Here is a 21299-nt window from a genome sequence, read left to right as displayed (position 1 = left end):
TCTTTTGCTCACTTACTTGTTTATGCTTTATACACATATTATCTGTTTTTTTCAGGGTACCTCACACCTACTAAAGTGATCTTTCAGGTGTAAAATATTGATCGGATGTGACAAATTTCGATGAAATGGAACACGATTCGCACAAAATTGATCGTTTTTATCCTACTACCAACGTTAATCTGTATTATGGCCACCATGTTTATTAGCTATCACTATAGCACTCAATCCCTAAGAACAAGGGCAGTAGATGAGAATACGAACCTCCTCTTTCAAGGCAATAGAAACATCGAAAGTCTGATTCAGGAGATCAATCGTCTCTCCCTTATTGTCTATTCAGATTCAGATTTCTACAGACTGCTCGAAGCGGGATACGAGGATATGGCAGCAAATACACGAATTTATTCTTCTCTAAATTACATTTCTTCATCCATGCCAGATATATCCCAGGTGTATCTTTACGGTGTCAAGGATAGAAAAGCCACTTTGCTCACCCAAAATACACCCAAACGTTGGCAGGGTATCCCCCCTTATGCCGACTCAGAGATCACTAGCAGTTCTCCTGTATTTATACAAAGTACACATATAAGCCACAGCTATGGCCTAACTTCACCTATCCCGCAACTCATACCGGAGCCTGTGTTCACATTGCATAGACGAATTGAAAGGATTCCAACTACCACTCCACTCGGCTTCCTGTCGATCGATGTTAAGCTAACGGCTCTTACCGACATCGTCAGCCAGTTATATGATCAGAAGCAGGAGAACATTTGGCTGCTGGATGGCGATGGCAGGATTGTATACGGAAGCAACAGTGAGGAATACGGCAAACGCCTACACGCTTCTTGGTACAACAAGCAAATCGCCGCGAATCAAAGCTCGCAAGGGTATTTTGAAGAAGAAGATGCTGTGTTTATTTACCAAAGAATCGAAACCCAAGGTTTAAATTGGACTCTCGTGAAGCAGATTCCAACGTCCTATCTGTTCCGGGAAGCCAACGAGGCGGCAGCGATCAATATAATCCTCCTTGTTCTACTTTTGATTACAATTGCCACGTTAACGACCCTGATCTCTTTTCGAATCACAGCTCCGATCAAGCAGTTGACTCGTTACATGAATCAGGTACAGACCGGTAATCTTGATGTAGAAATTCAACCTATGGGCAAAGATGAGATTGGCGTGGTTACCGAGCGATTCCGCAGTATGATGGACACGATCAACAACCTGATTTTAAGAGAGTACAAGCTGGAATTGTCCAATAAAACCAATGAACTGCGGGCACTGCAAGCACAAATCAACCCGCATTTTCTGAATAACACGTTGCAGATCATTGGCACGCTGGCCTTAGAGCTTAAAGTGCCCCAAATTTACTCACTTCTTTCAGCTCTAGCTAAAATGATGCGCTACAGCATGTACAATGAGGAGAAGATCGTAACTGTTAAGGATGAGCTGGATCATGTCAAAGCCTACAATGAACTGCAAAAGGAACGTTTTGAAAATAAGTTCAGTTTCCGCTACGATATGGAGGAATCACTTTTAGAGACGTTTATGCCGAAAATGATTTTACAGCCTATTGTCGAAAATTATTTCAAACACGGCTTTAATCTTTCCCGCAGTGACGGATTCATTGAAATCACCGCAGCAAGAGTGGATGACAACCGGATGGAAATCTGTATCCAAAATAACGGAAATGCGATCCCTTCAGCGAAGTTAGATCTTTTAAAGCAGAAGCTACAGCATCCTACTAGAACAGATATAGATTTATTAAGAAATACAGAGCAAACCAAGGAAGCTACAGGATCAGGTATTGGTCTGCCGAACGTTCTGGCTCGACTCAAGTTTGTGTGCGGAGATAGTGCCACTTTAACTGTTGATAACCTTAGAGCGGGCGGAGTAGTAGTGAAATTGGAAATTGAAATTATAGCGGAGCGTGAAAAGATATGAAGGCGTTGATTGTTGATGACGAGGCAAGAGTTAGAAAGGCAGTCAGACTGCTTGTCGACTGGGACGCCCATCAAATAGATGAAATTCTGGAAGCCGGAAACGGAAATGAAGCCATCGAGATCATCCGGCAGGTTAAACCAGCATTAGTCATTATGGATATGATGATGGAATCAGGTAATGGGATAGAGTTAATGACCTGGGTGAATGAATTCGCCGGCAACACTAAGTTTATTGTAGTCAGCGGACATAATGATTTTGAGTTCGTACGGCAGACTGTGCGGCATGGGGGGATTGATTATATCCTGAAGCCCATCGAAGCCGAGGCAATCAATGTAGCGGTAGCTAAAGCAGTTGCAGCCTGGCGCTCAGAAGAAGATGACCGAAGCGAGCGGCAGAAACAGAGTATTCAGCTTAATGAGTTCAAACCCATTTATGGGGAAAAGCTATTATCCGCACTAATTGATGATCCGATCAATTCTGAATTATCTTTGCGGAGGTTATGCAGTGATGGTATCATTCCGGAAAACATCCATTCCGCTCGGTTAATATTGGTGCAGACAGATGCGGGGAACAATCCGTTGATTAAACGTTTTGGCGGAGACACCGAGCTAATGAACTACGCTATCGTCAATATTTGTAATGAATTTTTGCACAGTCCGCATAAGGGTGTTGCTTTTCGTTATTGGGGAGGTCCTCCGGAGATTGCGATTATTCTGTGGGATATTCAGACCTCTGTGGTCGAGCTAATAGGCCGAATCAATCATGGCATCTACTCTACCCTGCAGGTCCGAATGCATTTTGGAATCAGCAGCATCGGCAACCTACCTAAGCAGTTACCTTATCAGCGTGCAGAGGTGGCAGAGGCATTACAGCGCCGAAACTTATTAATTCATGAGGATTACTGCCATTTCTCCTCTTCCTCCGAAGAATTCAGAGATCGTAAAGAGATCGCCAAAGCAGAGGTCCGCGGTAATGTATCAACAACGAACTTTGCGGACGTCAAGGAAGATTGGAAGATGGCAGTCATCAGCGGAAGTCCAGAGATATTATCAACAGCTGCGCAGCACTGGGTAGATGAGCTTAGCCGAGGCGGGGTTGTGACACCAGAAATCCTAAACGCATGGAAAAATGATGCTCTACTATTTCGTTCCCAGCTGGTTCGGGAAATGTTAGGCCCTGAAGCTGAAGGCGCACTGGCCGAGCTTGAACAGGCCGACCAGCTTCACCCAGCTCCTTTTACGAACGGTTACTCGTTCTCTTTATTCGCTTGGCGTGACTGGTCGTATACCCTAATGCAGGAGCTCGCCGAAGTAATCGCCCTGAAACAAGCTAAAGAACGTAATCCGATGCATGATATCGTCAAATACATCGAGCTTAATTACGCTTCCGACCTGTCCTTACAGGAAGTGGCCGGAAAGTTTTTTGTTAGCCGTGAATATATTTCCCGCCGATTCAAACAGGAATACGGAATTAACTTCTCCGACTTTATTGTTAATATTCGAATAGATAAAGCTAAACTGCTATTGCAGAATCCTCGTCTGAAGCTGGCCCAAATCTCCGAAATGGTCGGTTTTCATGATGTTAAATATTTCAGCAAAGTGTTTAAGAAGCAGGTTGGATCTTCACCTAAGGACTACCGGGACACATTTAAGAGTTGATCAATACCAGTTTAAAAAGGCGTCCGCAACCGTCTTACCGGCTATGCCGTTCGGATGCGGGTCGTCTTGTCCACTCATATATTCCCGTCTGATCCGGTGATCGTCTGGTGCAGGCAACGATAATAGGCTTGCTATATCAAACACACGGTCTACTCCAGCGGGTGGGTTAGTCAGGATTTCATGATTCACTCTACGCCAAGTTTCTTCTCTTGCCTCCTGAAAATTAAACGGCGGCACCGTACTTAGAATAATACTAGCATCAGCATTTGCTGTTTTGATCTTAGCAATAATAGTTGTCAGATCACCAAGTAACTCATCTGCAGAGCGGCAGCCAATATCAATATCATTTACGCCGAGGACAATCATCAGTTCATCACTCTGTTTAGCTTTGTGAAGCCAAGGGCCATCCGCAGCCACATCATACGCTCTAGCCCAGCCTGAGCCGAGATTCCATACGCCAATCTCTGCACCAAGACCATCCGCAATTCTCGCTGCCCAATATTCGTATCCGTCCTTTAATGTCCGCACACCTTGAGTAATCGAATCTCCCAAAAATACTAGCTTCTTATTCACAGCTTTCTTATACCCGATATAGCTTGGCAGTACCAGAAGCTTGTCGGATTCTGTAAATCCATCGGCTGATTCCTGTGCAGCCAGATTTCCGGGCGCATCATAAGCGGTTGCCAGCATCCCTTCTACGTTGAAAGGAATGGATTTGCCCGCAGTAGTTGTCTTAATCGTCCATGTAAACGCTAAGTAATGGCCATCGGGTAGATGAATGCTTGTCTCATCACTCCAGAAGCATTCACCAGCTGCTACTGACTTGGAGACATTGCCTTCAAAGGTGACAGCATGTTGTGTATGCTCAAGAATAGCTCCGTTTGGCTCAGTGCCCCCATCAGCGATAAAAGCCGATTCGATGACCCAACTGCCCCCAGGTTCACTGCCCGAAGCTTCAAGCCCTTGGTCCCAGGTGGAATCCACCGCATTGCTATGCCAAAATTTCAGCTGCAACGGGCCGTTTTCCCGTAAACGAATATAAGTCCGGAAGGTATGTGTAAAAGGTTCTTGCCTATTCATAATAAAATTAGCGGCGGTTGAAAGAACCGTAGCAGAGGTATAGTCCGTCTGATTCAAAACTCCACTTCCCTTAATTAAATTAGTATTCATAACGTTTCCCCCGTTATTAGTTAAGATTGTAACACTAAAACCTCTCCTATAAACCAGGGAACGGATCATTCACCCAGTCTACAAGAGAGGTTATGGCTATATCAATATGCTTTAAAAAATCATCTTATTTCAGTGTAATGGTAAACGATGCGGATTTTGCACCTGCGTTTACTTTCACTGTAGTCTCATCTACTTGCTCTGCACCTTCTACGGAAGCGATAGCTCCCAGATCTTTAAGGGAAAGCGAGAATTCTTTACCGCTGCCTTCTGCAGTAACTGTTACGCTGTTGCCTTTGCGGGCAGCCTTCACAGTCAATTCAGGAGCACCCTTAAGATCACGTACGGTTGCAGAAGTAGTAGTACCTTCTTCAAGTGAATACAGGCCAAATTTCACGCCATCCGCAAAGTCGTAATCCGGTTTGTTGTCGATGCTGCCGATTGCCAGCAAGGAGTTCTGACGAACGAACAGTGGTAGGCTGAAGAAATCATATTTCTCTTTGCGCCATGATCCGCCTTGTACAGTTTCACCAGATAACAGGTGAGTCCAGCGACCTGCTGGCAGGTAGTATTTCACTTCGCCGTTTTCTTGGAAAATAGGCGCTACGAGCAAGGAATCACCCAGCATGTATTGGCGATCCAGCACTTCGCATGTTGGATCTTCCGGGAATTCCATAACCATCGCCCGCATAGAAGCCCAGCCATGCTCTGCAGCCTGCCCAGCCACATCATACAGGTAAGGCATCAAGCTGCATTTAAGCTTCGTGAAGAAACGGGTGACATCACAAGCTTCATCATCGTATGCCCAAGGCACACGGTACGAAGTGCTGCCGTGCAGACGGCTGTGGCTGGACAATAGTCCAAAAGCTAACCAGCGTTTGAATACATGTGCCGGTGCAGTGTTCTCGAAACCACCGATATCGTGACTCCAGAAACCGAAACCGGACAAGCCCAGGGACAAACCGCCACGAAGGCTTTCTGCCATGGATTCATAATCTGCGTAGCAATCTCCGCCCCAGTGAACTGGGAACTGTTGGCCGCCAGCAGTTGCAGAACGTGCGAACAATGCTGCCTCATTCTTACCAAGCTTCTCTTCCAATACTTCAAATACAACTTTGTTGTACAGTTGCGTGTAGTAGTTGTGCATTTTCATCGGATCAGATCCGTCGAAATAAACTACATCTGTAGGAATCCGCTCACCGAAGTCTGTCTTGAAGCTGTCTACGCCCATATCTACCAAATCGCGCAGGTAGCCGGCATACCATTCACAAGCCGCAGGGTTAGTGAAATCCACAAGTCCCATACCTGCTTGCCACAGGTCACATTGATAAACATCGCCGTTAGGCTTTTTGATCAGGTAGCCGTTTTTCTTGCCTTCTTCGAACAAGCGTGAACGTTGACCAATATAAGAGTTGATCCATACGCAGATCTTCAGGCCTTTTTCCTTCAGGCGTTTCAGCATGCCCTCTGGATCTGGGAATACACGTTTATCCCATTCAAAATCAGTCCATTGATACTCACGCATCCAGAAGCAGTCAAAGTGGAATACATGCAGCGGCAGATCACGTTCTGCCATACCTTCTACGAAGGAATTTACAGTCTCTTCATCATAGTTGGTAGTGAACGAAGTTGTCAGCCACAAGCCAAAAGTCCATGCTGGTGGAAGCGCTGGTTTACCTGTAAGAGCAGTATAGTTGCTAATAACGTCTTTAATGGTAGGTCCATCGATTACGAAGTATTCCAAGCTTTCTCCAGCTACGCTGAATTGGGCTTTTTTCACTTTTTCTGAAGCGATTTCATAGGAAACCAATTCCGGATGATTAACGAATACGCCATAACCTTTGCTTGATACGTAGAAAGGAATGTTTTTGTAAGCTTGCTCAGAGCTAGTGCCGCCATCTTTGTTCCAGATATCAACGGTTTGTCCATTTTTCACGAAAGCGGTAAAACGTTCGCCCAGACCATATACGAATTCGCCTACGCCGAGATCCAGCTCATCACGCATGTACGTGTTGCCGTCTTGGTCGGTGATGTAAGCCATGGATTTAAAGCCACTGCCTGTAATACGTTCTTCGCCGCGATAGAAATCCACCGCCCATTGTTCGCCTTTGCGAATCACTACACGAAGTCCGCCGCTGATCAGCACGGTTTCGAGATCCGTTTCTTCAATCTTCACATGATCGCCAGTACCTTTAGTCAGTTCGAAAACCGGACCACGTTCCTGTACACCATCATGATGAATAATTTTAATACCTACCACGCCTGGAAGCGGGGAATGGAATTTTACAGTAAGCAGGGTTGAATTCAGCGTTGCTGCGCGCCCTGTGATTGGAGTCGTTTGTGTAATTGCTGTTAATCCTTCGGGAGTCTTTTCTACAACATAATTTTGAACTGCGCCGTTAATCGTGATACCTTCACGAACCAGCCAGAGACCATCAGTAAATTTCATTGTGTACTTGCCACCTTTCAATTTGGTGTTTATAGTTGCATTATACCGATAAAAAATGAACAAAACTAATACTATATAGCTCATTTATAACACTATTTTGATGTTCTTTAAGAAAAGAGGCCTTTATATGGACCGTACAACTCAGAGTTTGCTAAAAGAAAACAGAGTTCATGGAGATAGTATGTTTCCACTCGCAGCTTATTGGATAGAACTTCCATCCGGAACGCATGTACTCGATACACATTGGCATGAAGAAGCGGAGTTCTTTATGCTGCTAGAAGGAGAAATTCTGTTCCAAGTAGACACAGAATATTTTCCACTCCACGCGGGCGAAGCAGTATTTATCGAATCTGGCGATATACACGCCGCCTATGTGCTGAACGAAGACACCCCCTGCAAATTCTGTGCGCTTGTATTTCTGCCTGATCTTTTGGCTAGCGCCCAGTACGATGCGATCCAGCAAAACGCGATTTTGCCACTGCAAGAGAAACGCCAGAGCTTTCCGAGACATCTTACACCCGGTGTCCCTTGGCAGCAGGAGTTGCTTCATCATCTGGAGCAAATGATGGAGGCATACGCTAATAAAATGCCCGGATTTGAGACCTTTATGAAAGGAACTTTGCTAATCATGCTTTCCAAGATTACCGCAGAGGGCCGATTTGAGAACCGCAGCCAATCAGATGATGCAGATACCACCAAGATTAACCGCCTTAAAAAGGTGATCCTTTATATCCAAGATAACTATCAGGAACCGATACGTACCCGTGATCTATCAGAGCTTATTCCCATGAGCGAGGGGCAATTCTGCCGCTTCTTCAAAATGATGACTCGTAAAACGCCGGTCGATTATATCAACTCTTACCGGATTCGCCAGGCTGCCGATCTGCTGCAACAAAGTGAAAGAAAAATATCCGACATCGCATTCGAGGTCGGATTTGATAATGTAAGCTATTTCATAAAGGTTTTCCGCAAAGCGATGAAATGCTCGCCTTCGGAGTTTAGGAAAGGTGCAGGCTAGTTTTATCTACATCATAAAAAAACCGATGGATTCCAAGCTGATTTTTTAGGAAATACAACCTTTTGGAGGCTCGCGATGAACTCACCGATTCTTAGCTTTATCACACCGCCTATTCCTTATTTCATAGACTGTGGCCGTGCTCACTACAATGCTGGAGACTATCATATCAGTCGTAATTGCATCGGCGTATTTGATCTAATCATTGTTAAAAAGGGGATGTTGCCCATCGCCGAGAACGAGGTGCACTGGGAGCTAAAGGAAGGAGAATTCCTCATCCTTCGTCCAGATGCCCATCACTATGGCTTTGCCCCCTGTCCTATCGAAACAGAAATCATCTGGATTCATTTTCAGACCTTCGGCAGCTGGATCGAGTGTCAGGATATGAACGAATGTCTGGAGAATCAGAGCGAGCTCATCGAAAGCCATAAACAAAAAGCTTATTTAAATCACTGCGATGTATGCTCGATCTTTATTCCGAAGTATACGGAAATATCAGAGAAGGCAATGGAGGTATTAGAGTTCTTTTTCCATCTGGAACAAGAACCCCAGTCGATGCGCAACTGGAAGCGCCAAGCCTCCTTTCAACAGTTCCTGCAATTCTTGGACCGCGATCTGGCCGAGGCATCCGATGCAACCGCCATTCATCTCGCCGAGAAGATTGAATTGTTCATTCGGCAAAATTATACTCGCGATGTCTCTAACTCCTTACTTCAAAAAGAACTTAACTATCATCCCAACTATCTCGCCAAAAACATGCTAAAAATATACGGTGTGACCCCTATGGCCTATCTCCTGTCCTATCGTCTAGAACAATCCAAACGGCTGTTAATTCAAACTTCCTGGTCCATTGCCCGCATCGCTGAAGAGGTTGGCTTTCATCATATTACTTACTACTCTTCCTGCTTCTCCAAGAAAGAAGGCATTTCTCCCTCTAACTTCCGACAAAAATTCACCGGCAAATAGACATAACAAAGCCTGGCATCGAAAATATCTTCCTCTTCCAGGCTTTGTTCAGATATGCTTACCAAATATAATTCGGATAAAGAAGTTGTTAAGCGTCCATCAAAAAGCGCTGCCGCTAACAGCTCTCTTTATTAAATATTACTGCTGATTTGCCGATATATTATAGATAGATCTTATCGTCGTAGGAGGATAATGAACCATGCATATAACGAATATGACCTCATCTATGGGAACGAGGTTTAATGTATCTGTTAGTCACCAAACTAATGATAAAACTATGAAATCAAACAGCAATATTAGTGGTAATGGTAATGGAGACAAATTATCAATAAGTAAATCTGCAAAGGCCGCTTTTCAAAGTCAATCCAAAATGGACGGAATGGTTAACTCCCTGCTTAAACAAAAACAAAATATCATCGACAGTAAGAACAGTCTAATTGAAAGAACTACCAAAAGTTCACATAATCTCGAATCTATTCAAGATCAACTTAAGGAGTTCGACAAGCAGCTTCAAACGATTGACCAACAAATTGCAAAATACAGCTTCGAAGAGCAACAAAAGAACTTAGAAGATGCACAAAAAGCTAATCCAACGGATGAACCTAAAACCGAGCAAGAGATACAAAATGAAAGATTGAATACGATTGTTTCTGTAAGCCAAGATGTTAGCCAAATGGAGGTAGTTTCTTCTACCCACACTAAGATGCGTGGCGAGGCTAAAGTTCTGACCAAGGAAATAGAGCTGGATGAGACTCGTTCTACGCATTCTGCAACAGCCAAACGGGAGCAGTTATCCAAAATCGAAACTAAACTATCGGAAATGAACGAAACGTTAGGCGATGCCATGAAAGACACGGGAGATAAAATTAAAGATCAGATCGATAAAGCAGGTGCAACAGAAATTAAACCTTCTGAAGAGAATACCAATGAGCGGACAGAACAATTAGCTACCTATCAAGAAATTCAACGTTTAGCCGAAGAATCTGATAAGTCGCAGCTAGAAATACTAATCTAACAAGGGCAAGATTCTCTATATAAAAAAGCAATCGGATCTCCTTCGCATCAGAGGGTCTGCCGATTGCTTTTTTAGATGCAGCTGATGTTATTTTTCGGCTATTCCTTCCGAATCACAATAAAGCAGGTGCTGTCCGGCAGCGCCACTTCCTGTCCGCTCTCATCCATGAACCTTACTCTATCACGCAGAGCTTCGGTATAACCTTCTTGCAGGTAATGCCGGAAGACCTCAATCTTCGCCTGCTCTCCTAAATTCTGTTCAATAAATGAGGCAAACTCCGTAGGGGTGAAATAACCAAATTGTTCTTGGACTTCGTGAATATAAGCCTCTTCCCCCCAAGTATACGTATATAAAAATTCCATGGCATCATTAACGGGCATGAGCACTTCTTGTTCCCCTAATCTCTGAAACTGAATCTGACGTCCAGCAAAATCCTTCGCATAACGCTCCAGCCACATCAGACCGTCCTCTTCCAAAAAGCGAACTCTCCGTAGCAATGATGCAGGTTCGGTCATGATCCCATCGCGGATAATGATAACCCCGCCAGCTGACAATACCGCAAAGGCACTTCGCAGAGCTGCGGAGACGGTGTCGTGATTGAATTTATTACCATTTAGCGGCACATAAGAATATAGCTCATGCAAAATCGAAGAGAAAATTACCGTGTCCACCGTTCCGGCCTCCACGAAATCTTTAAGGTTCAACGCATCTCCCTGCAGCACCTCCCAGTGGCGACCTTCCCGCTGCTTGCGTTGCCGCAAGGCTTCCACTACATTGCTTGATATATCAATGCCGATAGGGGTAACCTCGGGCATACGCTCTTCCAGTAAATCCAGCAGCACACCGCCGCCCGGACCGATATCCAGCACTTTTTGTCCAGTGACATGATCCAGAATTACGGCTTTATAATCTGCTGTATTATTCATTTGGCTTAGGTAGGTTTCTTCATTATGAAAACGGTCGAAAGCATCCCTGCGCAACTCGAATAGGTCGAATAACAGCAATACAGCACGTTCATACAAGGGTGATTTTTCAGCTTCCATACAGAATTCAATCAGCTTCTCAGCCGCTGCCGAGAATTGGAATTGAAAAAACACCGTGCCTGGCAGATGTTCCTTAGAATATTGCTGCAAGAGTAGGTGAAGGTTCTCAGCAGGCAAAGTCCCTTGCTCGATATCCTTCCATGTAAGCTCCGCTAAATATTTTTCGATAATCCGCTTCTTATAAACATTGGTCTTCTTAACACCCTTGTAATCGTAGTAAATGCTGTTCATGACGTGTTCGAAGCTGATATGGCTTAAGAATTCATTCTGCGCCCTCTGGGCAGCAAGCACCATCACCTTCAAAAATTGCTCCAGCGAAAAGGTCTGTAGTGCAGATTCCACATACCAGAAGGTAATCTTACTTAATGACTCCAACCGTTCGGCATGGAAACCTTCCTGCGTCAGCTTAGCCCATTCCGTAGTGAAATCCTCTCCTCTAGAGATCGGACCCAGCCGCATTCTGCGCAGTCGTTCCTTCATCGGCATAGGACTAGCAAGATTGCCTGAAGAAATCAGCTCAATAAGCTGCTTCACTTCATGCTGCACATTCTGCCATAACTCGGGAGACACAGCTCCGATGATGCATTGATTGAGCACGGTCAGCAGGCGTTCCAGTTCCTCCGCGGTTAGCAGCTGATCTTCCACTATATCATGGAGTGGCTTATTGACTTCCGGCGGCACTTCTCCGCGAATTTGCTGTCCTATGAGTCCATGAGTCTCAATTAGCCGCTGAATCATCGCACCTTTCTCGGAGACAGCCCTCCCTAAATATCTCTCATATAACTGTGCGGAACCTAAATTATGTACAAAACAATTGATCCCTTCCTCCTGCCAAACCAGCCGCTCCTTTGCTGTACCTCCCTTAGCCGTTTCTGACCAAATTAACGTTTCCTCCACCAGCTCTTTTATCCAAATAGAACGGGGGAGTTGGTCCAGAATCTGCAAGCTACGTTCCACATAATCCAGTACGGGATTCCTGCGATCCAGCTCCTCCAGAGATTCCACACGTTCCAAATTTACAATCTGCTCCTCCGCTTGGACAATAAGCTTCAGCCAGAGGTGATCCTCCAAATGATCTTGCACACCTTCACGGTATAAGGCGATGGCTTTCAGTGATTTCAGCATATGCTCCTCCTTCGCTCCAAAGTGGAGACTATAAAGACCTATTATTATATATATACAATCCCGTTAATTAAAAAACAGAACCAGGACTCATGAAATAGCCATGTCCCGGTTCTGTTTGCATTCCAATCATTAGGTTCCGAACCGCTGCCGATACCCACATTTGCGGCACAGCTCCTCCACCGCTTCTCTACGTGAAAAGCCATAGAATAAGTTGTTCGCCCGCTCCCCTTCCACAATCTCTGAGAACGGAGTTTCATGGATGTTGCCTAGGTTAATTACTCCTTCACCATCCAGACAGCATGGCACAACAGTGCCATCCACAAGGATCGCCGCTTGGCTCCGCAGGGCATGACAGAACCCTTTTCCGTCATCTTCCGGCTCATTTAGCGCTGGCCAACGGAACTCATGGTCCTGATTAAGGTAGACGCGTGGGGCAATCTTGACACCACTGCCAGGCATAACCTTTTCTTCGATCTTGAAATCCAAGTTGAAGGCTTCCTCCAGCAGGGCGAGGGTTTCACGGTTACGGTTTCTCTCCAGATTCGTCAGATTATCCTCCGTCAAATTCCACAAGCGGAAAGAAATAATGACCCCTTGCGCCGAGGCTTCCCGTACAAAAGAAATTATCTCTGAAAGATAGCCTTCACGGTTCTCTGACCCTTCATGCCCATCAAAGCTGTGCAGAGAAAAGTTCATCTGACGCAGTGCGGGCTTACCAAGAATTTTAGGTCCGGCTTTATGAATTAACGTGCCATTAGTTGTAATATTAACTTTGAACCCTTTGGCATGAGCAGCATCCAGCAGTTCACCTATCTTGGGATGCAGCAACGGCTCCCCTTTGACGTGAAGATAAATATGATTGCTGTGTGGTTTAATTTCATCCAATATCGTATTAAACGTATCAAGCTTCATGAAATTTTTCGTCCGGGCGGTTTGTGGACAAAAGCTGCAGGCGAGGTTGCAGACGCTTGTTATCTCAATATAAACCTTTTTAAAAGTCTTCAAGTCCTGCTCCCCATTCTATTTATTATAAATCTGAGGCATAGCGGAGACCGATCTGTGCTCTGGCTTCCTCCATAATCTCTGCTGCGGCCATGGAGTTCTCATGAGTATTAATTCTGCTCTCCCGTTCACCATTCTTAATCAAGTTGATGAATTCCTCAACCTCATAATACATAGGTTCAAACACCTGAGGCAACGTAAGCTCCTCAACTGTACCATCACGATAGTAAATTTTCACCTGATAAGGCTCATTGATCTTGTCGATCACCATCGTACCGTTCTCTCCATGAATCTCAGCTGGCAGATAGGAGTCGGAAATCTTGGAGTGCATAACTACCGCATCCATATCGTCATATTTCATAATGAGACTTCCTTCACCATCCACACCTGAGGAGAGCATGACACCCACTGCCTGTACTGATTGAGGCTTGCCAAAGAGCACTACCATTGGATACAAACAGTACACACCAAGATCCATTAATGAGCCATTGGAAAAAGCGGGATTAAACGCATTTAGCACAGTCCCCTGCCGATAAGCATCATATCTGGAGGAGTACTTACAGTAACTTGCAAAATAACGGCGAACTTGGCCGAGTTTATACAAATTATCCCGAATCACTCCAAAGTTCGGCATAAAAGTCGATTTCATCGCCTCTACCAGCAGCACATCATTTGTACGCGCAGCTTCAATCATAGCTTTAAGCTCCGTACTGTTGGATGCAGCCGGTTTCTCGCAGAGCACATGCTTGCCGTGATTTAAGCACATAATCGCTTGTTCTGCATGCATAGAATTTGGACTGGCAATATATATAGCATCTACATCTTTGCTTTTCACCATATCTTCCAGATTCGTATAAATTGTAGCTCCCGCATATTTAGCAGCAAAGGCCTGACCTTTCTCCATTGTGCGAGAGTACACGGCTGTCAGGATAAACTCCTCATTCTCCAAGCCGGCTTGCACGAAGCGGTCTGTAATAAAGTTTGTTCCAATGACCCCGAAACGAATTGTCATGATGTTATCCCGTCCTTTTTAGTTATTACTAACTCTACATGCTATTTTCTCACTCATAGGTAGTCATGTCTACTTTTTAAGGCAAATTAACGACAATTTCTGATAAATTCAGCAATTCTCTTGTTACTGGCGGAGCACCTCTCATCGTACAACGCAAAAAAAGGCGTATCCCAGCCACCCTTTCATGGCTTTTGAGATACCCTTTTTTTGGAATTAAAATGATTCCCTGAGCTTACGGACCCAGATGAGCTCTATATAATCGTCCAGCCGCCATCTACAAACAAAGTCTGACCTGTAGTGTAGCTGGAAGCATCTGAAGCAAAGTAGAGCACAGCGCCGTTTAATTCCCCCGGATTACCAGGGCGACCCATCGGACACACTGCGTTGTACATTTTTAGCGCTTTTTCTGCAAATAACGTATTCTCAGTCATTTCAGTTTTGAACAAGCTTGGTCCAATCGCATTAACAGTAATCCCATGCTTAGCATAAGTTGCCGCCACCCCTCTTGTCAGATGGATCACTCCACCTTTAGCAGCATTGTAAGAATGTGTAGGAACCGAAGCAGAAGCTGTAAGGCCTAGCATTGAGGCTGTATTGACGATTTTACCGTAATTCCGTTCCTTCATATGCCGGATCACATGTTTCGACATCAGGAAAACGCCCTTTAAATCAGTATCCAGTACCCGATCCCAAGCTTCTTCTTCCAGTGCCTCAATCGGAACCGCATCCACCACACCAGCATTGTTCAGCAGAATATCAATTTTGCCAAAGGCTTCCATAACCTTTTGAACAGCCACAATAATCTGGTCCTCTTTTCTTACATCACACTCAATAGGAATTATTCTGCGTTCAGGGTATTTAGCACGGATATCCTCGGCTACTGCTACAAGCTTGTCATATCTTCTAGCCAAAATAGCAATGTCTGCTCCTTGCTCAGCAAGCATCTCTGCGAATTGTACCCCGATCCCACTGGATGCTCCTGCGATAATAGCTGTCTTACCCGTCAAATCAAAAAGGTTAGTCATTCTAATTCCTCCTAATGTTTGGTTAGCCGTTCCTTCTTCGGTTTCATTTCGTACAAACTCACTTCAAACGTGTAGGCTTATACTGAGGAAACAGGTTGCAAATTGTTCTCCCACCAGTCCCAGCGGAGATAGCAGTATGGAAGATACTCCATTGGATTCAGAGGCTCCAGAATTTTACCTTTTTCAAGCACATTTGTACTGACGGTGTAAACCGCGCCCAGCATATTCACAACTTCAAGCTCACTCCAAGGATCATGCGGAGAGTCTTGGAAGGTGATAGAGGCTTCAGCCGCTTTATAGACTTTAACCTCACTTACTAAACGCTGTGTGACCAAGGTTGGCATCAGATCGAAGCCGTTTCCGTCAATTGCATTGGCATATTTAATGTTATACAAAGGGATATCTTTGCCGTAATATTCCTCCAGAATCTTCTCGGCTCCATTGTCATTGAAGTGTCCATCCATAGTGGCTTTTACGTTGAAAAAGTCAATGCCATGCCGGCCGATTGCCCCATCAATGCCATCTTCTGAGGTGTTCATACGCACATCGGCCATTTTCTTAGGCAGCCCACATACTTCCCGGCCCATAGCCATCCCGATATCGCTTGTAATAGGCATCGACAGACAGTAGTTGCCTAATTGTCCGTTATAGTCTGCTAGAACGAACAATCCAGCTTCACGATAAGGTGGACAAAAGTTCGTAGCTGGGTAATTGGCGATAAAAGCATTTACCAGCGGCCGGCTTGTTGGCTTCAGTGGCTTCGGCAACAAACGCTCGATAATCTCTGGTTTGGTCTCCCAATACACCGTCAGCATCTCAGCATCATAAAAAGTGGTTGGCTTGCCTCCGTATTTCTGCAAATCTGCGAAACTTTTCACAAAACTCACCATGAATGAACCCTCCTTAGATTAGTAACCCTTTAGTTCAGCACAAATGCCGTCTCGAATCCAGATTGAATGGCCTGTCCGATTCGTCCTGGCTTGCCTGCATCGCCGATTACCTTCACATTGGGCAGTACCTGCTTCAGCTCATCAACGAATGAGCGATCGGGTGTAACACCAATGGATAATACAACAGCATCCGTCTTTTTCAGCGAAGTTTCCCCAGTGGACGTATTCTCAAGCACAACCGCGCCGTCCTGCACTTCTACCAGCTTGGTTGATGCTAAGAGCTCCACGCCGTTCTTTTTCAGCCTAGTCACAATGTCGATCAGATTTGGCAGATAGGCGTCTGGGCCAACCCGCGGCTGCATTTCCACCACCGTGACCTGATTTCCCATATCAGCTAAATATTCAGCCGTTTCCAGCCCTGTCATGCCGGAGCCGATGACCACAGCCTGCTTGTTCTTAATCACAACTGACCCACTAAGTACATCAACAACGGTGCAGACCGCTGCCTTCTTCACTCCCGGAATAGCAGGCACTATAGGCTGTGCCCCAGCAGCAACAAATACCGCATAAGGGTTCAGTTGCTTCAGTTGTTCCAGCGTAGGTTTCTTAGAGAGACGCACATCAACATCCAGGTCCTCTAACTGATGCTGCATATTATCAATAAACCAGTTCAGCTTCTCCTTCAATGGTGGCCGGCTTCCCAGCTCTACGCTGCCGCCTAGCACATCTCTGGCTTCGAACAATACAGGCTTAAAATCTCTGAGTGCCAGAATCCGTGCTGCTTCCATACCTGCTGGACCTCCGCCGATCACAGCTACTACTTTGCCATTGCCATCTTTTGCTGGTTCTGCAAATTCAAGCTCCCGGCCCACTCTGGCATTGACAGCACACTTGATTACCTTGCACTCCATCACTTCCTGAATACAGTAGAGGCAAGAGATACAGGTTCTGATCTCTGCTTCTTTACCTGCTGCGGCTTTGTTCCCCCACTCCGGATCGGCCAGTTGGGCTCTTCCAAGGGCTACAAAATCCGTGTTTCCTTCCTGTAGCAGACTCTCAGCAAATTCAGGCTTACGGATCACATCACAAGCAATCACTGGAATTTGCACCGCTTGCTTAATGGCTGCGGAGAGATGTTTTTTCCAGCCTTGCGGGTAGGATATCGGCTCAATGATCGTATTGGATGATTCATAAGTGCCGGAGCTTACATTTATGCAATCCACTCCGATGCTTTCCAGATGTTTCGCAGTCTGGATAGCCTCATCCAGTGTAATCCCGCCTGAGACAAATTCATCGCCGTCGATTCGCACCGATACTGGGAATCCTGCGCCACAGGTCTTTTTGATGCCAAGCACAATTTCGTTCAGGAATGACATTCTACCTTCCAGTGAACCGCCATATTTATCAGTTCTCAGATTGGTAAGCGGGCTCAGAAACTGTCCTACGAGATAGCCGTGGGCACCATGGATCTCCACGCCATCAATACCTGCTGTTTTAGCTATATAAGCTCCGAACACAAATTTACGAACTAACTCTTCTACCTCTTCAGTAGACAGCTCCCGGGGCATTTCCCCAATCGCTGAAGACATCACTGCGCTAGGAGCAACAATTTGTTTGCCTCCAATAAGCCGTCCGTGATTTTGCCGGCCCGGATGCTGGAGCTGAAGGAATATTTTGCTGTCATGACGATGCACAGCTCTTGCCAGTTTCTCCAGACGCGGCACAAACAGCAAGTCACTTGCATTCAGCTGGTTCGGTGTACCTACTCCGGTCTCATTATCCACACGCGTAATTTCCGTAATGATTAGACCACAGCCACCCGCGGCACGCTCCTCATAAAAAGCAATCATTTCATCCGACGCTTCACCACTGGCCGCGGCCAGTGACGTTCCCATAGCCGGCAATACAATTCTATTCTTAAGTTCAAGGCGTCCAATTTTACCTGCTGCAAACAGTTTTTCATATTTCATCTGCTTAGCACCTCCACCTTTAGTTTAAGGCGTCCAATACTTTGTGAATATATTTACAAGCACCAAAAATCACTTCTTTATAGTGCATATTGCACTATTATTGAAACAGGGGGCGATATGAATGGATGTTTCCTTAAATGAGCAAGTATCAGGTAAAATCGAAATGGAGCATTATACCGCATCTTTGTTTACTGCATACATTTCAGGTGCAGGCCTTTCAGCTATCGTACAGACAGCTGCCGAGCTACTGCAGAATCCCGTCATTGTATTTGATTGCAGCTTCAAAATTGTAGCTCACTCTGACCTTTCCGATATCGACGATTACATATGGAGTGATAATATCCGCAAAGGTTATTGCTCTTACGACTTCATTGCGGCCGTGAGCAAAATGAACAGTGTCCAGCGTGGGAAACAAAGCGATGAATCTTATGAGGTAACCTGCGAGGAAACGTCAAACTCCAAACTGATCTCCAAAATAAAAGTAGCCGGCAAACAAATCGGCAATGTATTGCTTCTTGGATGCAAAAATCCTTTTCGCGCCAGAGATAACGAGCTGCTGTCCATCACCGCTACCATACTTGCCGAAGAGATGGGCAAAAACAGCTACTATCGCAACGCCAAAAATATAAAAGTTGAAGATTTTATCTGCGCTCTGCTAGAGGAACAGCTTCAGGACAACCGGATTATTCAAGATAGAATGCGGAGTGCAGGACTAAAGTTCGGGAATCAGCTGCTTGTGCTGCTGTTCGATCTTACCTGGTATGAGGGTTCAGGCCGTTATGATGATTATTTAAGAGAACGTTTGCAACAGCTTTTTCCGGGCAGTCCCTCCACTTATTATGACGGGCAGATTGTAATGATCCATGATGGAAATCTCTCCAAAGAGCTTGTAAATAAGCAGCTGCAGGAATTTCTAGCCCAAACCGGCATCTCGCTTGGCATCAGCAATATGTTCACTAATCTTACGCAATGTAGGAGACACTATCTTCACTCCCGAAACGCTATTCGGATCGGTTCCATTCTCAGCCCGCAGCAGCAGCTGACTTACTATTCAGATATCCAGCTCTATGAGATGCTCTCTGCTGATGTTGTGTTTAACGAGGATAATAACTACTACCATCCAGAGCTGCTCAAGCTTCAAGAATACGATACTGTGCACCAGTCCAATCTGTATCATACCTTTTACGTTTATCTCAAAAATAACCGGAACATGCAGATTACCTCAGACGAGCTGTACATTCACCGGAATACACTCAGATATAAGCTCGATCTTATTAGCAGACTGCTGGACACCGACTTTACCGATTCTGAAAAAATGTTGGCGTACTATGTCTCTTACAAGGTCGCTGCTTTTTGTGAAAAAGCTAGGGAGCAGACCCGTACGCCGCAACGTTAATGTTAGAAGCTACTATAAACGCACAAACAGCCCCCGTTCTTATCCCAAGAACGGGGGCTGTGCTGTGAAGTAGAACTGTATATGATATTACAATCCGTAAAAAGCTTGCAGCTGACGTACGATTTCATCCTTGTCATGATCCACTACGGTTTGATGTTGTGGCATCTCGAACAATGCTTTAATCTGTGCCGGGAATTCCTGCTTAATATCGATCAAAGTAATTGCCTCATCGAACTTAGCTGGATGTGCAGTCGCAAAGGTAATGCCAATCTCATCCGGGCCATTAAACGCTTCGTAAGCCGCGATTCCACATGCTGTATGCGGATCAAGCAGGTAGCCGTATTCTTTTTGATACTTAGCGATCGTATTCAAGCATTGATCATTCTTCACACCCAGCGCTGCAAAATCCTTCTGCACCTGCTGAAGCGCCTCGCCTTCAACCGTAATCTTGCCTTCGGTTTGCAGCTTGGACATATACGCGGATAACTTCTCAGAATCCTCGCCTACCAGATAATACAGATACCGTTCGAAATTACTGGCCACTTGGATATCCATCGAAGGGCTGTAAGTGCTTGTGAAATTACCTGGTTTGTATTCGCCAGTATTCACAAAACGCTCCAAAATATTATTTTCATTTGTAGCAATGATTAGCTTGTTAATAGGAAGTCCCATTTGCTTAGCCAAATAGCCCGAGAAAATATTACCGAAGTTGCCGGAAGGCACGCTGATATTAATCTTCTTCTCGTTGCTGCCATCGACATGCAGGAATGCATAGAAATAATAAACAGTCTGCGCCAGAATCCGCACAAAGTTAATGGAATTGATTGCACGCAGATGATACCGACCTTTAAAGTCCAGATCTGCGAACAGATCCTTAATCACCTTCTGGCAATCATCAAAGTTACCATGAACAGACAAATTCAGGACATTGCTGTCGTCCACCGTAGTCATCTGCAGCTCCTGCACTTTACTTACCCTGCCATGTGGATGGAGAATACAGATCTTGATGCCTTCTTTGCCGCGTACACCTTGAATGGCCGCCGCTCCAGTGTCCCCAGAGGTTGCACCGAGAATGTGGATGATTTTGTTTTGTTTTTTGGAAATATATGAATACAGCTCACCCATAAACTGCAGCGCTACATCCTTGAAAGCAAAAGTAGGCCCATGGAACAATTCAAGGACATATAAAGATTCATCCACTTGGTGTATAGGTGTTACTTCAGGTGTGCGGAAATTGGCATAACTGGTGTTGACCATTTCCTGCAAATCCTCGTAAGGAATCTCATCATTGGTGTAATAGGCAACAATCTTCAGGAACAACTCCTGATAGCTAAGACTTCTCCACTCTTCCAACGTTGCTGCTGAAACCACTGGAATCTCGGATGGAACCATCAGCCCACCGTCGTCCGCAAGTCCCATCAACACCGTATCAATAAAACCTTTAGGTTCCACATTACCTCTTGTGCTTATAAACTTCATGCTCATCCTCCTGAACCCCTCGTTAATATATGACAAGAATATATGATAAGAAGAAAACCACGTTGTCGTTCTATGTAGAAGACAACTGTTTCTCGCAGAAATATAAGGCTATTATAGTTGCACCACTTATAAGTTCTTATAATTAA

The 21299-nt window shown here is 45.1% G+C and carries 15 protein-coding genes; 6 read left to right on the top strand and 9 right to left on the bottom strand.

Going from position 1 to position 21299, the window contains the following annotated elements:
- The first annotated feature begins 120 nt into the window (after window positions 1–120).
- Entirely contained in the window at window positions 121–1941 is a 1821-nt protein-coding gene (locus MKZ09_RS04990; protein ID WP_076207935.1) for a cache domain-containing sensor histidine kinase, read from the top strand.
- On the top strand, window positions 1938–3599 hold the full coding sequence (locus MKZ09_RS04985) for a response regulator transcription factor (protein WP_076137734.1): 1662 nt from the start codon (window positions 1938–1940) through the stop codon (window positions 3597–3599). Before MKZ09_RS04990 ends, MKZ09_RS04985 begins: the two co-directional genes overlap by 4 nt.
- On the opposite strand, the gene MKZ09_RS04980 is transcribed toward MKZ09_RS04985, so the two are convergent.
- Entirely contained in the window at window positions 3600–4769 is a 1170-nt protein-coding gene (locus MKZ09_RS04980) for an SGNH/GDSL hydrolase family protein (RefSeq protein ID WP_076137736.1), read from the bottom strand.
- 124 nt (window positions 4770–4893) lie between these two features.
- Window positions 4894–7215, bottom strand: coding sequence for an alpha-xylosidase (gene yicI, locus MKZ09_RS04975; protein ID WP_038568831.1), 2322 nt, complete (start codon window positions 7213–7215; stop codon window positions 4894–4896).
- A gap of 127 nt (window positions 7216–7342) precedes the next feature.
- On the opposite strand from yicI, the gene MKZ09_RS04970 reads away from it, so the two are divergent.
- The 3 genes from MKZ09_RS04970 (at window position 7343) to MKZ09_RS04960 (ending at window position 10211) form a co-directional block, all read left to right on the top strand.
- Entirely contained in the window at window positions 7343–8233 is an 891-nt protein-coding gene (locus MKZ09_RS04970) for an AraC family transcriptional regulator (protein WP_076207936.1), read from the top strand.
- 75 nt (window positions 8234–8308) lie between these two features.
- Window positions 8309–9196, top strand: coding sequence for a helix-turn-helix transcriptional regulator (locus tag MKZ09_RS04965; protein ID WP_076129612.1), 888 nt, complete (start codon window positions 8309–8311; stop codon window positions 9194–9196).
- Window positions 9197–9395: 199 nt separating this feature from the next.
- Window positions 9396–10211 (top strand): hypothetical protein, encoded by an 816-nt coding sequence (locus MKZ09_RS04960; protein WP_076105412.1) that lies wholly within the window; start codon window positions 9396–9398, stop codon window positions 10209–10211.
- A gap of 98 nt (window positions 10212–10309) precedes the next feature.
- Here MKZ09_RS04960 and MKZ09_RS04955 read toward each other — a convergent pair whose 3' ends face one another.
- The 6 genes from MKZ09_RS04955 to MKZ09_RS04930 form a co-directional block, all read right to left on the bottom strand.
- Window positions 10310–12379, bottom strand: coding sequence for a class I SAM-dependent methyltransferase (locus MKZ09_RS04955; RefSeq protein ID WP_076207937.1), 2070 nt, complete (start codon window positions 12377–12379; stop codon window positions 10310–10312).
- Window positions 12380–12508: 129 nt separating this feature from the next.
- Window positions 12509–13384 carry a radical SAM/SPASM domain-containing protein gene (locus tag MKZ09_RS04950; protein WP_076105414.1) on the bottom strand — a complete coding sequence of 292 codons (876 nt, stop codon included), beginning with the start codon at window positions 13382–13384 and terminating at the stop codon, window positions 12509–12511.
- Window positions 13385–13406: 22 nt separating this feature from the next.
- Window positions 13407–14393, bottom strand: a complete 987-nt coding sequence (locus tag MKZ09_RS04945; RefSeq protein ID WP_038568824.1) for a Gfo/Idh/MocA family protein — start codon at window positions 14391–14393, stop codon at window positions 13407–13409.
- Window positions 14394–14644: 251 nt separating this feature from the next.
- A complete protein-coding gene (locus MKZ09_RS04940; RefSeq protein ID WP_036680744.1) occupies window positions 14645–15418 on the bottom strand; it encodes an SDR family NAD(P)-dependent oxidoreductase in 774 nt (257 codons plus the stop codon).
- 77 nt (window positions 15419–15495) lie between these two features.
- Window positions 15496–16308: an acetoacetate decarboxylase family protein gene (locus MKZ09_RS04935; protein WP_081393419.1), complete on the bottom strand. Its 813-nt coding sequence runs from the start codon at window positions 16306–16308 to the stop codon at window positions 15496–15498.
- Between the two features lie 29 nt (window positions 16309–16337).
- On the bottom strand, window positions 16338–18278 hold the full coding sequence (locus MKZ09_RS04930; protein WP_076105415.1) for an NAD(P)/FAD-dependent oxidoreductase: 1941 nt from the start codon (window positions 18276–18278) through the stop codon (window positions 16338–16340).
- A 121-nt stretch (window positions 18279–18399) separates the two neighbouring features.
- Between MKZ09_RS04930 and MKZ09_RS04925 the strand changes: the two genes are divergently transcribed.
- A complete protein-coding gene (locus MKZ09_RS04925) occupies window positions 18400–19674 on the top strand; it encodes a PucR family transcriptional regulator (protein ID WP_076207938.1) in 1275 nt (424 codons plus the stop codon).
- Window positions 19675–19761: 87 nt separating this feature from the next.
- Here the strand turns inward: MKZ09_RS04925 and thrC are convergent, their stop codons facing one another.
- Entirely contained in the window at window positions 19762–21153 is a 1392-nt protein-coding gene (gene thrC / locus MKZ09_RS04920) for a threonine synthase (protein ID WP_076207939.1), read from the bottom strand.
- Window positions 21154–21299 lie beyond the last annotated feature (146 nt).

Source organism: Paenibacillus sp. FSL R5-0908 (genome assembly GCF_038006245.1).
Taxonomy (GTDB): domain Bacteria; phylum Bacillota; class Bacilli; order Paenibacillales; family Paenibacillaceae; genus Paenibacillus_AQ; species Paenibacillus_AQ odorifer.
Note: the sequence above shows the minus strand (reverse complement) of the source record. Positions and strands in the feature narration are given on the sequence as shown.

What these genes read in the sequence shown, in the direction of transcription:
- MKZ09_RS04930 (WP_076105415.1), bottom strand. Translation starts at nt 18,278, where the DNA reads ATGAAATATGAAAAACTGTTTGCAGCAGGTAAAATTGGACGCCTTGAA.
- MKZ09_RS04925 (WP_076207938.1), top strand. Translation starts at nt 18,400, where the DNA reads ATGGATGTTTCCTTAAATGAGCAAGTATCAGGTAAAATCGAAATGGAG.
- MKZ09_RS04955 (WP_076207937.1), bottom strand. Translation starts at nt 12,379, where the DNA reads ATGCTGAAATCACTGAAAGCCATCGCCTTATACCGTGAAGGTGTGCAA.
- MKZ09_RS04945 (WP_038568824.1), bottom strand. Translation starts at nt 14,393, where the DNA reads ATGACAATTCGTTTCGGGGTCATTGGAACAAACTTTATTACAGACCGC.
- MKZ09_RS04965 (WP_076129612.1), top strand. Translation starts at nt 8,309, where the DNA reads ATGAACTCACCGATTCTTAGCTTTATCACACCGCCTATTCCTTATTTC.
- MKZ09_RS04960 (WP_076105412.1), top strand. Translation starts at nt 9,396, where the DNA reads ATGCATATAACGAATATGACCTCATCTATGGGAACGAGGTTTAATGTA.
- MKZ09_RS04980 (WP_076137736.1), bottom strand. Translation starts at nt 4,769, where the DNA reads ATGAATACTAATTTAATTAAGGGAAGTGGAGTTTTGAATCAGACGGAC.
- MKZ09_RS04970 (WP_076207936.1), top strand. Translation starts at nt 7,343, where the DNA reads ATGGACCGTACAACTCAGAGTTTGCTAAAAGAAAACAGAGTTCATGGA.
- MKZ09_RS04935 (WP_081393419.1), bottom strand. Translation starts at nt 16,308, where the DNA reads ATGGTGAGTTTTGTGAAAAGTTTCGCAGATTTGCAGAAATACGGAGGC.
- MKZ09_RS04985 (WP_076137734.1), top strand. Translation starts at nt 1,938, where the DNA reads ATGAAGGCGTTGATTGTTGATGACGAGGCAAGAGTTAGAAAGGCAGTC.
- MKZ09_RS04990 (WP_076207935.1), top strand. Translation starts at nt 121, where the DNA reads ATGAAATGGAACACGATTCGCACAAAATTGATCGTTTTTATCCTACTA.
- yicI (WP_038568831.1), bottom strand. Translation starts at nt 7,215, where the DNA reads ATGAAATTTACTGATGGTCTCTGGCTGGTTCGTGAAGGTATCACGATT.
- thrC (WP_076207939.1), bottom strand. Translation starts at nt 21,153, where the DNA reads ATGAAGTTTATAAGCACAAGAGGTAATGTGGAACCTAAAGGTTTTATT.
- MKZ09_RS04940 (WP_036680744.1), bottom strand. Translation starts at nt 15,418, where the DNA reads ATGACTAACCTTTTTGATTTGACGGGTAAGACAGCTATTATCGCAGGA.